The organism is Parafrankia colletiae, assembly GCF_001854655.1.
Taxonomy (GTDB): domain Bacteria; phylum Actinomycetota; class Actinomycetes; order Frankiales; family Frankiaceae; genus Parafrankia; species Parafrankia colletiae.
Genome location: NZ_MBLM01000025.1, coordinates 231459 through 245615, shown reverse-complemented (window position 1 = coordinate 245615; position 14157 = coordinate 231459). Strand labels below are relative to the sequence as shown.

General features: G+C 73.4%; 10 protein-coding genes. 7 read left to right on the top strand and 3 right to left on the bottom strand.

Annotated elements, in window-relative coordinates; translation table 11 throughout:
• The first annotated feature begins 216 nt into the window (after positions 1-216).
• Positions 217-960 carry a succinate dehydrogenase/fumarate reductase iron-sulfur subunit gene (locus tag CC117_RS05285; protein ID WP_018636895.1) on the top strand — a complete coding sequence of 248 codons (744 nt, stop codon included), beginning with the start codon at positions 217-219 and terminating at the stop codon, positions 958-960.
• Positions 961-1156: 196 nt separating this feature from the next.
• A complete protein-coding gene (locus tag CC117_RS05280) occupies positions 1157-2422 on the top strand; it encodes an NAD(P)/FAD-dependent oxidoreductase (protein ID WP_071082608.1) in 1266 nt (421 codons plus the stop codon).
• A gap of 278 nt (positions 2423-2700) precedes the next feature.
• Here CC117_RS05280 and CC117_RS05275 read toward each other — a convergent pair whose 3' ends face one another.
• From CC117_RS05275 to CC117_RS05265, 3 genes are all read right to left on the bottom strand, one after another.
• Positions 2701-4032, bottom strand: coding sequence for a hypothetical protein (locus CC117_RS05275; protein WP_071082607.1), 1332 nt, complete (start codon positions 4030-4032; stop codon positions 2701-2703).
• Positions 4033-4129: 97 nt separating this feature from the next.
• A complete protein-coding gene (locus CC117_RS05270; protein ID WP_071082645.1) occupies positions 4130-5938 on the bottom strand; it encodes a DUF4012 domain-containing protein in 1809 nt (602 codons plus the stop codon).
• Between the two features lie 179 nt (positions 5939-6117).
• A complete protein-coding gene (locus CC117_RS05265; RefSeq protein ID WP_071082606.1) occupies positions 6118-8247 on the bottom strand; it encodes a polysaccharide biosynthesis tyrosine autokinase in 2130 nt (709 codons plus the stop codon).
• 116 nt (positions 8248-8363) lie between these two features.
• Between CC117_RS05265 and CC117_RS05260 the strand changes: the two genes are divergently transcribed.
• The 5 genes from CC117_RS05260 (at position 8364) to CC117_RS05240 (ending at position 14074) form a co-directional block, all read left to right on the top strand.
• Positions 8364-10331, top strand: coding sequence for a nucleoside-diphosphate sugar epimerase/dehydratase (locus CC117_RS05260; protein ID WP_116287700.1), 1968 nt, complete (start codon positions 8364-8366; stop codon positions 10329-10331).
• A 113-nt stretch (positions 10332-10444) separates the two neighbouring features.
• Positions 10445-11179, top strand: a complete 735-nt coding sequence (locus CC117_RS05255; protein ID WP_071082604.1) for a NeuD/PglB/VioB family sugar acetyltransferase — start codon at positions 10445-10447, stop codon at positions 11177-11179.
• A gap of 7 nt (positions 11180-11186) precedes the next feature.
• Complete coding sequence (locus CC117_RS05250) at positions 11187-11945, top strand: tyrosine-protein phosphatase (protein ID WP_071082603.1); 759 nt, start codon at positions 11187-11189, stop codon at positions 11943-11945.
• The gene (locus CC117_RS05245) at positions 11942-12472 is read left to right on the top strand and encodes a transglycosylase SLT domain-containing protein (protein WP_071082602.1); all 531 of its coding nucleotides are present in this window, start codon (positions 11942-11944) and stop codon (positions 12470-12472) included. Before CC117_RS05250 ends, CC117_RS05245 begins: the two co-directional genes overlap by 4 nt.
• A gap of 21 nt (positions 12473-12493) precedes the next feature.
• Complete coding sequence (locus CC117_RS05240; RefSeq protein ID WP_071082601.1) at positions 12494-14074, top strand: PucR family transcriptional regulator; 1581 nt, start codon at positions 12494-12496, stop codon at positions 14072-14074.
• The last annotated feature ends 83 nt before the right edge of the window (positions 14075-14157 follow it).

Genomic DNA, 14157 nt, shown 5'->3' with positions numbered 1-14157 from the left:
CCCCGATGGCCGGCCGCCGCCCGCCCGCCCCCACCCCGGGGGCTGCGCGGCGGCGGTCGGCTCCGGGGGCACTGTCCACCGGGGAGCCGGCCGCCTCCCCCGCAGCCCCGCTCCCGCACTCCCGCCATCCGCTTTCCCAGCGCCGCATGCGGCGGCGCGAGCACGGACGTCCGCGCGCCGCGCGACGAGCCCACAGCACTCGAAGGAGCCCCGACCGTGAACCTCACCCTTCGGATCTGGCGGCAGCGCGGCCCGGAGGACCGCGGTGCCATGGTCACCTACGAGCTGGCGGACGTCAGCCCGGACATGTCCTTCCTCGAGATGCTCGACGTGCTCAACGAGCGGCTGATCCTCGAGGGCGAGGACCCGGTGGCGTTCGACCACGACTGCCGCGAGGGCATCTGCGGCATGTGCGGCGTGGTCATCAACGGCCAGGCGCACGGCCCCCGCGACCGGACCACCACCTGCCAGCTGCACATGCGCGAGTTCACCGACGGCGAGACGATCGACATCGAGCCGTGGCGCGCGGCGGCCTTCCCGGTCGTACGCGACCTGGTCGTCGACCGCTCCGGTTTCGACCGGATCATCGGCTCCGGCGGCTACATCTCGGTGGTCACCGGCAGCGCGCCGGAGGCGCACGCCACTCCCGTCCCCAAGGACATCGCCGACGCCGCGTTCGACAACGCGACCTGCATCGGCTGCGGGGCCTGCGTCGCGGCCTGCCCGAACGGCTCGGCGATGCTGTTCACCTCGGCCAAGGTCACCCACCTCAACCTGCTGCCGCAGGGCGCCCCGGAGCGCGAGACCCGGGTGCGCGACATGGTCGCGACGATGGACGACGAGGGCTTCGGTGGCTGCACCAACACCGGCGAGTGCACGGTGGCCTGCCCCAAGGGCATCCCGCTGACGAGCATCGGCAACCTCAACCGCGAGTACCTGCGGTCCCTCACCCGGCGGTAGCCCGCCTCCCCCGCCCGGGCGCCCCCGCCCGGGCGGGCCCCGAGGTGCCCGGCTGACGGCCGGTTCGCGGCTCTGGGGGCTGAACCGCCAGGCGGGGGGAACATGTCGGGGCGTGGACTCCGTGGACCCTCGTCCCGCAGCCGGCTCGTCCGCTCGCCCGTCCGATCGGCCCTCGGGGCAGCCCGGCCCTGACCATGTGGCCGTCATCGGCGGCGGCATGGTCGGCCTCTGCACCGCCTGGTACCTCCAGGAACACGGGGTGGGCGTCACCGTCTTCGAACGGGACCAGGTGACCCCCGGCCCGGTCGGAGCCGGGGCCGGGGCCTCCTGGGGCAGCGCCGGCTGGCTCACACCGGGGCTGGCCACCCCGCTGCCCGAACCGGCGGTGCTGGGCTACGGCCTGCGGATGGTGCTGCGCCCGGACTCCCCGGTCTACCTGCCGCCCGCCGCCGATCCGCGGCTCGCCCGGTTCCTCGCCGGCTTCGTCCGGCACAGCACCCACCGGCGGTGGCGCGAGGCGATGCGGGCGCTCGCCCCCCTCACCCGCCGCAGCCTGGACGCCTTCGACGAGCTCGCGAACGGCGGGGTCGCCGCCCCCACCCGGGCCGCCGCCCCGTTCCTGGCCTGCTACCGCGACCGGCGCGGCGCCGACGCGCTGCTCGCCGAGCTCGACGAGGTGCGTGCCTGCGGGCAACCGGTCGACGCCGAGGTCCTGGACCCACTGGCGGCCCGGGACCACGCGCCGCTGCTCTCCGAGCAGATCACCCACGTCATCCAGGTGCACGGCCAGCGGTACTGCGACCCCGGCCGGTTCGTCGCCGCGCTCGCCGACGCGGTCCGCGAGCGCGGCGGTGTCATCCGCGAGGATGCCGCTGTCGACAAGGTGATCGACCTGGGTTCACGGGTGGTGCTCACGATGGCCGACCACACCAACCCGCCCGCGCCGTTCGACGCCGTGGTGCTGGCGACCGGGGCCTGGCTGCCCCACCTGGCCGCCCGGTTCGGGGTGCGCACGGCCGTGCAGGCCGGCCGCGGCTACAGCTTCAGCGTCCCGGTGAAGGAGCCGCCCACCGGCCCGCTCTACTTTCCGGCGTCCCGGGTGGCCTGCACGCCGATCGGCACCGGGCTGCGGATCGCCGGGATGATGGAGTTCCGCCGCCCCGACGCGCCGCCCGACCCGCGGCGGATCGACGCGATCGCCGCCGCGGCCCGCGAACTGCTGCGCGGCGTCGACCTGCACGCCCGCACCCTGGAATGGGTGGGCCCGCGACCGTGCACGCCGGACGGGCTGCCCCTCATCGGGCCGACCGCCTCCGCACGGGTGCACGTCGCCGGCGGCCACGGAATGTGGGGTATCACGCTGGGTCCCGTCACCGGTCGGCTGGTCGCCTCCGCGCTGGTCAGCGGGCGCACACCGGCGGAGCTCGCGCCGTTCGACCCGCTGCGCCGCTCGGTCGCCTGACAGCGCTCGGCCGCCTGATGGACAGCCACCTGGCCGACATGGCCACATCGCCCCATGGCGACGGGCCGTCCGCGTGGGTACGCGGACGGCCCGTGCCTTTCATGGGTGGCGCCGGATCACCGTGTCGTCACGGCTCCGGATCTCCTGACCACGGTTCGCGGCGAGGTGTGTACCTCAGCCACGACGCCGGACGCTCTCGTCGTCCGCCGGGTCGGACGCCCACCCCGGGTGTGGTCCGCACGGATGTCCGGACCAGTGGCTACGGCTGACCAGTGAGGTCAGCCCTGCGCCCGGCCGGCGAGCCGGCGGCGACGGGCGGCGACGCGGAGCAGGACACCGCCACCGAGCAGGGCGATGGCGATGGAGGCCATGGCACCGGTCTCCACACCGGTGAAGGGCAGCGCGCCGGCACCGGCACCCGCGCCGGCACCGCCGACACCGGCACCGCCGACACCGGCACCGCCGACGCCGACACCGACCACGCCGCCAGCGATGATGCAGTCACCGTCGCGGTCGCGGTCCTTGTCGCGGTCCTTGTCACCGAACAGGTCGTCCTTGTCGTCCTTGTCGTCGAACCTGTCGTCACCGTCCGCCAGCGCGGTGGGGACCGGTGCGGCCAGGCCCTGCTGCTCGCCGAACTTGTCGTCCTTCACGGTGTCGACGCGGTCCTTGTCCTTGTCGACGCGGTCCTTGTCCTTGTCGACGCGGTCCTTGTCCTTGTCGAAGTTGTCCTTGTCCCTGTCGAAGCCGTCACCGAAGCAGGACCCGTCCCGGCCGTCCTGGTCCTTGTCGTGCTTGTCGGCCCAGTGGCCCCAGTTGCCGATCCAGCTGGCGATCAGGCCCGGGTCGATCGGCAGGCCGGTGATCCCGCCCTGGCCGATCCCGATGACGGTGATGGTGGCGGTCACGACCCGCGAGCCGATGAGCCCCTGGTCCTGCGTGATGGCGCTGGCGAGCCTGCCCGGGACCTCCGGAGCCGGGTTGGTCGCACCATCGGCCGGCAGCGCACCGGTGGCTGGCACATCGGTCACAGGCGCCTCGACCGCCGGCACGTCGACCGCGGGGCCGCCCACGGCCGGGAGCGACGGGTCGGCGACGATGGCGTCACCGACCGGCACCTCCGGCACGACCGGCACGGCCTCGTCGGCGACCTTGTCGTCGAAGAGCCCGCCTTCCTCACCGGTCTTGTCCGCGAACCAGTCGCCCTCCTCGGGCAGACCCGCGTCCTGCGCGGTGCTCGTCGTGCCCGGGGCACCGGCCACACCTGTGGCGACCAGCGTCTGGATACCCACGGTGGTCGGGACGACCGGCGCGCTGAACCGGCCGGCGCCGTCCGCCTTGACAATGCCCTGCCCGACACCGCCGAGCTGGATCTTCACGGTGGATCCGGGGAGGAATCCGCACCCTCCGAAGACGGTGGCTTCCCCCAGGAGCAGCAGTGATTTGGTGACGCTTCCTTCCCCGCTCGCGCCGTAGCAGCCCACCGGAGGGTAGGGCACGTGTTTGTCATGGTGCTTGTCATTAAAGGCCGCCGCCGGGGAAGCCGGCAGCGCCGCGAGCGCCAGCCCGCCGCCCGCCACCAGCGCGACGCCGAGAGTTCGGAACTTCATTCAGACACTCTCCCTGCGGGTGATCCGTATAACCAGTCGGATGATTGCTACGGGGAGAGTACAGAGAGTCACTCTGAGTGTCTACAACCTTCAGTCATCATCGACCGACCCTCCGTGACCATGGATGCTGGACAGGTAGGCCCTCTACCACGAGGTGCTCCGGAAACGTTAGAGGCTGACTACGGAGAGTTAGATTCGGACCGAGCGACGGCTCCAGAACCCGGAGCCGCAACGTCCGCGTCTGCCCGCGGTCGACTGTCAGATATGTCGAGAGGACAGGGCGCCCCAACTCCGCCCCTACCGCCATCGAGACCGGCTCGCCATCGAGTTCGGCGTCCACGAGCGCACTTCCGCGGCCGGTGTAGACCGACAGCCACAGCCGGTTCTGGGCCTGTTCATTCCGCCAGCCGGGGATGTCGACGTCTCCGCGGTTACGGACGTAGTCGCTGAGACCCTCCGGCGCCGCGTTCACCAGCGTCACGGTGATCGTCGCCGTCCCGGAACCGTCCGGCCGGCGCTGCATCCGGTAGTCGGTGCTGCGCCGCATCCAGTAGTCGAGCTTGCTCGCCGTCGCGTTCTGCGTCACCACACCCAGGAACGGGCCGGGCACGTCCAGCAGCGCGCCACCGAGCGCGGTCGACGAAAGAACACGCTGCTCATCGGCGTGGTTGCTTGACACCTGAAGCCGCCCTTCCCTTGCCGCGCGCGCCAGCGCCCGCAACAGGTCCGCGGTATCCCCCGCGGAACCGCCCCCGGTGACCACTGACTGGTAGACGGCTTCGCCGACCGAGGCGAAGAAGGCGTCCCGCACCCTGACGTCGGCGATCTCCGCATACACCCGGGACTCGACCAGCTCGACCAGCTCCCCGGCGTCGACGGAACGGCCGTCCGGCAGAACCGCCGGGCCGGTCGCGGCCAGCAGGTAGGACAGCGTCGTCGGGTCCAGGCTGATCGTCCCGTCGACGGCACGCCCCGCCCCGGCCCGGTAGAGCGCGGAGTAGAGGCGGCCCGCCGTCGGGTAGTCCGGCGTCAGATTGGCGTTCGCCCACACCCGTGCCGGCCAGAACGAGCCGTAGCGGGCGGCGAACTCCGGGGACAGGTTCGCCGCCGGCCGGGCCTGCGTCGCGGTGCCGGGCAGCGCGTCGTTGCCGGAGATGTCGTCGAGTTCCAGCTGGCCGTCATCCGCCGTCAGCACACCGAACCCGCCGATGATGCCGCCGTTCGCGCGCGACTCCGACGGATTCTGCACCACCAGGAGGTAGCGGCGGGGCCCGCCCGCACCGAGCATGTCCGGCCCGAGACGGGTGGCGAGGACCAGGGTGTCCAGGACGCCGTGCAGGCGCTCGCCGGTGGCGACGGCCTCCTGCTGCGCCGCGCCGACGCCCAGGCGGCGGCCGAGCGCGCCGCACGGCGACACCCGCCGGGCCGACGCCTCGAACGCGGCGACCGCAGCGCGCGCCTGCTCGGCCGGCCCACGGGCGGCGGCCAGCGCGGCCACGTTGACCGCGGTCCCCGCACGCAGGGTTGCCGGGGAGAGCTGGTCGCTCAGCTCGGCGACCGACGGCAGTGCGCCGGTCGCCACCCCGTCCAGCGCCGTGGCCAGCTCCGCGCTGGTGCGCAGCGGACAGCCCGCGAACGGCAGGTGGCCCGCCACCGACCAGATCGGATCGGACGTCAGTGACCGGGCCGAGCTCGTCGCGGCGGCGATGTCGTCCATGGTCCGGCGCAGGTCCGACGGCTCGGGCACGTCCCCGCGCGAGACCGCTGCCTGCAGCTGCGCGATCTGCGCCCGGGCCCCCTCCAGTTCGGACCGGGCGAGCAGCCCGCGCACGACGATCCAGGCGGCGGCGGCCGCCAGGATGACGACCACCGCCCCACCGACCACGACGAGGCGCCGGCCGCGCATACGCCCAGGCAGCCGGACACGCTGCCCCCCGGTCGCTTTCTGTTCCCCGGCCGGCGGATCCTGGCCCGGACGCGCCTGGGTTGGCAGTTTCCCGGCCGGCGACGCCTCGCCGTGCGGCGCTCCGGCCGGCTGCACCGGAACACTGCGATCAACGCCCGTTCCCCCCGTCGGCCGCTCCGTCACCGGCCCGCGGGACGGTCCGGGTGATCAGCCGCGTTGTAGCTCAACGGGGCCGTCGGATCATCCGGTTGCCGCTGGGAGGCGATCCCGATGACCGGCAGGTCCCCGGTGCGTTCCAGATCCTTGCCGGCCGCGCTGCCTCCACGACCCGCGCTGCCTCCACGACCCGCACTGCCCGCACCACTTACACCGCTTGCACCGCTCGCACCGCCTGCACCGGCCGCGCCGGGAACCGTCGGCGGCGGCACGGCAGTGCTCCCGCCGCGGGCAGTCGCAGCAGCCTTGCGCCCGGTGTCCGGTGTCCGGTCCACCGGGCTGTTGACCGGCCGCGGCCGCGCGCCGTTACTGCCGGCCAGCCGGCCGCCCGCCTCCGCGGCGCCCCGGGTCGCCGCCTTACGCGAGGCGGCCGTCGGCTTCGAGGCCCGCGCGTCGGATGCCGAGCTCCCGCCGGACGCGGTACCGGCGCCCGAGCCCGCCGCCGGGCCCGCGGCCGAGCCGGAGCCGGCCGCCGAGCCGGCGGCGGCGGAGGTCGTGGCGACCGGCCGGGTGGTGACCGGCGTTCCGTTGGCCGGGGTGGAATCGTCCCTGGCGCGGGGCGGCGTGCCGGCCGCGGCGGGGCGGGTGCTGCCGGCCTTCGCCTCCTCCTTCCCGACCCCGGACCCGGCTGCACCGCGGCCGGCGACGGGGCGCAGGCCCCGGTCGCTCGCCGCCGGCTGCGCCGAGCCTGGGCGCTGCGACCGCGTGTGCCGCGGGTGCGGGGCGTAGGTGCCGTCCTTGCCGTAGTAGTGAGCGTTCGCACCCTTTGTCGGCATCATGGTGAGGACGGTCCCGAGCAGCTTGGCGTCCACGGCCCGCAGGCTCTCGGCGGCACGGCGCAGCTGCTCACGCCGGGTCCGCCCGGAACGCGCGACGAGCAGTACTCCATCCACCCGGGTCGCCAGAACGGCGGCGTCGGTCACCGGCAGCAGCGGCGGCGTGTCGACGAGGACGATGTCGAACCGGCTGTCGAGCACCTGGAGCAGCTCGGCCATGTGGCGCGACCCGAGCAGCTCGCTGGGGTTCGGCGGGACGGGACCGCTCGGCAGGATCTCGATCCGCCCGTCACCGACCCGGCCCTCCCCCCAGGGCTGGAGGACGTCGTCCAGGTCGGCGRCACCGATGAGCACCGAGGTCAGCCCGGCCGCGGACTCGATCCCCAGGTAGTCGCCGAAGGAGGGCCGCCGCAGGTCGCCCTCGACCAGGCAGACCCGGGCACCGCCCTGGGCGAGGGTGATGGCGAGGTTGCAGACGGTGGTGGTCTTGCCCTCCTCCGACACCGAGCTGGTGACGAGGATCGAGCGCGGGCCGCCGTCCACATCCACGAACTGAAGATTGGTGCGAAGCTGTCGGAACGCCTCGGCGCGCCGCGAGTGCGAGCTGAGGTGAACGATCAGCGGGCGCCGCCCGGCGTCGGAATCGTAGGCGATCACGCCGATGGTCGCGAGACCGGTGACGCTGCTCGCGTCGGCGTCACCGCCGACGCTGGTGTCGAGCCGGTAGCGGACGAAGGCGGCGGCGATGCTCATCAGCAGGCCGAGCAGGACGCCGAGCACGATGTTGYGGACGGGCTGCGGCGAGATCGGCTCGGTCGGCAGCTTGGCGTTCTCCCAGACCCGCACGCGTACCGACGGCGGCTCGTCCTCGGCCGGCCGCTCGATCCGGTCGACGGCGCTGGAGAAGACCTCGCCGATCCCGTCGGCGATCTCCTGGGCGCGCCGCGGGTCGGAGTCGCGCACGACCGCGCGCAGCAGGACCGTGTCCGGCACCGCCTGTGCCTCGATCCGGCCACGCAGCGCCGTCGGGTTCTCGTCCAGGTCCAGCTGGTCGATCACGGCGGCCGCCACGCGCTCGCTCGCCACCAGGCTTGCGTAGGACTTCACCCTCTGCTGGGACAGCAGGYCGCCCTGATACGCCGAGGCCGCGCCATCGGTGTCGTCGTCCGAGGCGGACACAAGCATCGTGACGGACGCGGCGTAGATCTTCGTCTGCCGCCAGCTCGCCGTCGCCGCGAGGAGACCACCCAGCAGCGCACAGGTCAGCACCAACAACCAGCTTCGACGCAGGACGCGCACGTAGTCGCGCAGTTCCACTCGCCGACCACCCTCCCGGGACCTTCTCCCGACCACTCACCGTGACACTCGACATACACAACGTACCGTATTCGTAGTCGGTCATTTACTCACAGTGTCAATTACTCTCTGGACTCATGTGGAGACGTAGAGTAGACGGGCCGCGTCACGGTCTGCGGACGACAGCGGTCGCACAGCGCGTGTCGCGGCTCAATCTCCGCCAGCGGGTCGGACTGCAGATCACCCTGGACGTCTGCGCGCTGGCATTCGGGCTCATCGCGGCGCAGGTCGGGCGGTTCGACTTCGATCCGGACGCACTCGCCGACCCGGGATTCTGGGTCATTCTGTTTCTCGCCGTATGCCTGCTGCACTTCTCGGGCACGGCGCTGCACCTTTACCTGGGGCGTTACCGGTTCGGCGGCTTCGACGAGGTTCTGGGCATTCTCATCTCGGTTGTCGTCACCGTCGCCGGCGTACTCGTCGTCATCCTGGCCTTCGGCCAGCCGCGGACGGTGCCGCTCAGCGTGCCGCCRCTGGGCGGCGCGGTCACCCTGGTCCTGATGTTCGGCATCCGCTACCTGTGGCGGCTGCTCGAGGAGCGGCTGCGCCGCCCGACCCTGGATGCCGCCGAGCCACTGATCGTGTTCGGGGCCGGCGACGGCGGGCAGCGGGTGATCAGTGCGATGCTGCGTACCCCGGACAGCCCCTACCTGCCGGTCGCGCTGCTCGACGACGACCCGGACACCTGGAATCTGCAGCTGTCCGGGGTCCGGGTCCGCGGCGGCCGGAACGCCATCGCGGCCGCCGCGGCGTCGACCGGCGCGCGCACGTTGCTGGTCGCCATCCCCAGCGCGGACGGCGCACTGCTCCGCGAGATCAGCGCGCTCGCCGAACCCGCCGGGCTCGCCGTGAAGGTGCTCCCCCGGGTCATGGATCTCGTCGACGGGACCGTCGGGGTCGCCGACATCCGTGACCTCGACCTTGCCGACCTGCTCGGACGCCGCCAGGTACGGACCGACATGACAGCCGCCCGGGTCTACCTGGCCGGCCGCCGGATCCTGGTGACCGGTGCGGGTGGCTCGATCGGCTCCGAGCTGTGCCGGCAGATCCACTCCTTCGGCCCGGCGGAGCTGATCATGCTCGACCGGGACGAGTCCGCGCTGCGGGCCGTCCAGCTCTCCCTGCACGGCCGGGCGATGCTCGACGACGACACGATCGTGCTCGCCGACATCCGCGACGCCCGGGCGATGGCCGAGCTGTTCGCGCAGCGCCGGCCGGAGGTGGTGTTCCACGCCGCCGCGCTCAAGCACCTGCCGCTGTTGGAGCGCTTCCCCGGCGAGTCCGTGAAGACGAACCTGTGGGGAACACTGAACGTCCTGGAGGCCGCGGTCGCCTGCGGGGTGGGGCGGCTCGTCAACATCTCCACCGACAAGGCCGCCAATCCGGGCAGTGTGCTCGGCTACTCGAAGCGGATCACCGAGCGGCTCACCGCCCACGTCGCCGCCACCGCACCCGGTGTGCTGGTCAGCGTCCGTTTCGGCAACGTGCTCGGCAGCAACGGCTCGGTGCTGACGGTCTTCGCCGGGCAGCTGGCCRCCGGCGGGCCACTCACTGTCACCGACCCACGGGTCACCCGCTACTTCATGACCATCCAGGAGGCGGTGCAGCTCGTCCTGCAGGCCGGGGCGCTCGGCTCCGCCGGTGAGGCACTCGTCCTCGACATGGGCGAACCGGTGCGCATCGCGGATGTCGCCCGGCGTCTCGCGGCACGGGCGCCCACACCGGTCGACATCGTCTACACCGGGCTCGGCGCCGGCGAGAAGCTGCACGAGGTGCTCCTCGGCGCGGACGAGCTCGACACCCGGCCGCGACACCCGCTGATCTCCCAGGTCCCGGTGCCCCCGCTGGACCCGGTGGCCGCCCGTGCCCTCGACCCGTACGCCGAACCGACGGTGATCCGCACGGCGCTGCACCGGCTGACCCGGTCCGCCCCGCCGGCGCCGGCCGTGCCGGTCGTGCCCGCCACGCCTGCCGTGCCCGCCGTGCCCGCGCCCGTCGTGCCGAGCCAGGGCGGCCCGGTGGCGGACGACGTGCGTGCCGGATGACCAGTGGGAGTCAGCGGCGTGCGTCGACGGCCCGACCCGCCTCGCCGGTCACCCATCGCAACTACTCAGAGTGTCCGATTGAACGGGGAGGGTCGTCGCTCTACGGTCGCCCGGTGCCAGCCGACCGACGCCAGCTCGTCATCGTGGGAGCCGGCGGTCATGGCCGCGAGCTCCTGGACCTCGTGGAGGCGATCAATGCCGCCGCCGGCGGAGACRCCTACCGCTTCCTGGGCTTCCTCGACGACGGGCAGGTCGATCCCGAACCCCTGGCCCGGCGCGGATCCGCCGTGCTCGGCGGCCTCGATCTGCTCGCCGGCCTGGAGGCCGACTACCTGATCGGGGTCGGCGCCGCCGCCTCCCGGGAACGGATCGACCGCTACGCCAGCGCGTACGGGCGCCGCCCGGCGACGCTCGTGCATCCCCGCGCCTACCTCGGCGGGGACGTCAAGCTCGGGCCGGGCACCGTCGTCTGCGCGCTCGCGAGCCTCACCACCAACATCGAGACGGGCCGGCACGTGCTGGTGAACATCGGTGCGGGGGTGGCCCACGACTGCCGTCTCGGCGACTACGCGACAGTCGCCCCCGGAGCCCGGATCGGCGGCGCCGTCGAGGTCGGGCAGGGGGCCTGGGTGGGCATGCAGGCGAGTGTCGTCCGCAGCACCCGGATCGGCGCCGGCGCGGTGGTGGGCGCCGGCGCGGTCGTCACCGGCGACGTCGCCCCCGGGCTCGTCGTGGCCGGTGTGCCGGCCCGCCCGATCGACCGGTCGGGGGCCGACGCCCCCCGCCCGCCGGTCGTCACACCCAGAATGCGCGAACCCGAACCGAGGCCCCAGCGCCCGGACCTATGATCGGCAGGTGCACCGCTGGTTCGACCTCGCAGGCACCGACAACACCCGTGACCTGGGCGGCATCCCCACGGCCGACGGCAGGCTGACGCGGCATGGCGTGCTGCTGCGCAGCGACACGCTGCAGGAGCTCACCGCGGCGGATGTCACCCGGCTGTGCGAGACCTTCGGGCTGCGCACCGTCCTCGACCTGCGGGCCGAGGAGGAGGCGGGACGGGAGGGCCGCGGGCCGCTGGAGCAGCAGACGGTCGACTACCACAACCTGTCGTTTCTCCCCGCGGCACAGTGGATCATGCCGGACGACCCGCGCTACCCGACGATCGTGACGGACCTGGAGTCGCGTGACCGGGTCGAGCACTACCTGGACTACCTCCGGCTCGCCGGTGACGCGGCCGGCCGGGCCGTCCACCTGCTCGCCCAGCCGGAGACCGGGCCGGCGCTGTTCCACTGCGCCGCCGGCAAGGACCGCACCGGAGTGCTCGCCGCGCTCGTTCTGGGCATCGTCGGGGTCGGCCGGGAGGAGATCGTCGACGACTACGCCCTCACCAACGAACGCATCGCCCGGGTCGACGCCCGGTTGGTCCGCCTCCCCTCCTACAACCGGCCGAACAACCCGCTCACGGTGGACAGGATGCTCTGCCGCCGGGAGGTCATGCACGGGTTCCTGGACGGCGTGGACCGGATCTGGGGGAGTCCGGCGGCCTGGGCACGGTCCGCGGGCGTCTCCGCCGACGACCTGCGCTCCCTGCGGGCACGGCTGCTCGCGTGACCCGGCGTGCGCCCGTCCCGGCGATCCTGGCCCTGGTCTGCGTCCTCGGCCTGATCTCCGGGTGCTCGCACATCTTCGACAGGGCGTTCGCGGACGTCCCGGACGAGCTCGTACCACTGTTCCAGGCGGCGGCCGCGGCCTACGGCGTGCTCAGCGCGGCACAGCTCGCCGCCCAGGCCCGGGTCGAGAGCGGCTTCGACCCGTCCGCCGTCTCCCCCGCGGGCGCCCGCGGGCTGATGCAGTTCCTTCCCACCACCTGGGCGCAGTTCGGCGTCGATGGAAACGATGACGGCCGGGCCGACCCGCTGGAGCCGAGGGACGCCATCCCGTCCGCCGCGCAGTACGAGGCACACCTTGCCAGCTCGCTGGCCGACCTGCCCGGCGACCGCATCTCCCTGATTCTCGCCGCCTACAACGCCGGGCCGCAGGCCGTCCGCACCRCCGGCGGCATCCCGGACTTCCACGAGACCCGGGCCTACGTGGCCCGGGTCCATGACTGGGCAGCCACCTACCGGAACCAGCTCTGAGGCCGTGACATCCTGGATCCCGTGGCGGATGACGAGGTAGGGGCGGCCAATCGGGCCAGCGGAGCGCCACCCGACCACCCACCGCTGCCGCCGTCGCTCTCCCCGGCCACCGCGGCCTCCTTCTCCTCCTCCACTCCGGTCCCGTCCTCGCCGTCCCGTGGCAGGGGAACCGCGCCGGGCCACCCGGCCGGCGCCGACGACGGCCCCCGGGGGAGCGCCGGGGACGCCGGTCCAACCGGTCAGACCGGTCCGGCCGGTCCGGCCGGTGCCGAGCCCGCTGCCGGCCCGGGAGCCGAACCAGCTCTCGGCACCACCGACGAGGTGATGCGTCGGGTCGAGCTGGCCAGCGGCCGGCTCGCCACGCGGGCCGCCACCCGGATGACCGAGGTCCTCCCCTGGTATCCGGGAATGTCCGCACGGCACCGGGCCGACATCCAGCTCGTCGTCCAGGCCGGCATCTCCTCCTTCGTCGAGTGGTGCCGGCGCCCCCAGCACGCCCGCGAGCTGTCCGGTGACGTGTTCCGGGTGGCCCCGCGCGAACTTGTCCGCGCGGTCACCTTCCGCCGTCTCGTCGACCTCGTGCGGGTCGCTGTCGAGGCCATCGAGGACGAGGTACCCACCCTCGCCGGCCCGGAGCACGAGCAGCGCCTGCTCGCGGACGTCCTTCGCTACTCCCGGGACATCGCGTTCGCCGGCGCGGTCGTGTACGCGCGGGCAGCCGAGGAGCGGGGCGCCTGGGACGCCCGGCTGGAGGCCCTGGTGGTCGACCACGTGGTGYGCGGCGAGGTCGACCGCGGGCTGCCGTCACGCGCGGCGGCGGTCGGCTGGCGCAACCCGCCGGCGGTCACCGTCGTCGTCGGGTCGGCACCGCCGACCTCACCGGAGGCCGCTGTCGACGAGGTGCACCGCTGCGCCCGCGCCGCCGGACTGGAGGTCCTGGCCGGCGTCCACCACGACCGGCTCGTGATGGTCGTCGGCGGAGCCTTCGGCCCGGCGGACAGCGACCCACCGGTGACCGGGGCCGCGGGCGCCTCGCCGGTGGCCGGCGCCGCGGGCAGTGGGCCGGCCGCGGGCGGCGTACCTCCCGCGGGCAGCGCCGAGACGGCACTGGACGCCGCCCGCGCCCTGCTGCCGTCCTGCGGGCCCGGGCCGGTCGTCGTCGGGCCGATCGCGGCGGATCTCACCGGCGCGCCACGCAGCGCCCGCGCCGCCCTCGCCGCCGCCGACGTGGTGGGTGCCTGGCCGGCCGCACCTCGCCCGGTGCCGGCCAGCGCGCTGCTGCCGGAGCTGGCCCTCGCCGGGGACGCGGACGCGCGGCAGAGCCTGATCAACAAGGTCTACCTGCCACTGCGCAACGCGGGGAGCCCGCTGTTGGAGACCGCGGGTGCCTATCTCGACTTCGGCGCGTCGCTGGAGGCGACCGCCCGGGCGCTCTACCTTCATCCCAACACGGTGCGTTACCGGCTACGCAAGGCCGCCGACGTCTGCGGGCTCGACCCCGCCGATCACCGGGAGCGATTCATCCTGCACATCGCCCTGGTACTCGGCCGTTTGGACGGTGCGCAACCTACAGATCGATCCGGACCCGAACCCCGTCCGTAAGTCCCCCGGCAGGCCCTCGCTCGCGGTGCGAGAACGGTCACACCAAGCAGATTTACCGTCCAGTCACCACATTTCAACCAGGT

Excerpts from the sequence above, each read along its gene's own strand:
- CC117_RS05275 (WP_071082607.1), bottom strand. The coding sequence starts at position 4,032 with ATGAAGTTCCGAACTCTCGGCGTCGCGCTGGTGGCGGGCGGCGGGCTG.
- CC117_RS05270 (WP_071082645.1), bottom strand. The coding sequence starts at position 5,938 with ATGCGCGGCCGGCGCCTCGTCGTGGTCGGTGGGGCGGTGGTCGTCATC.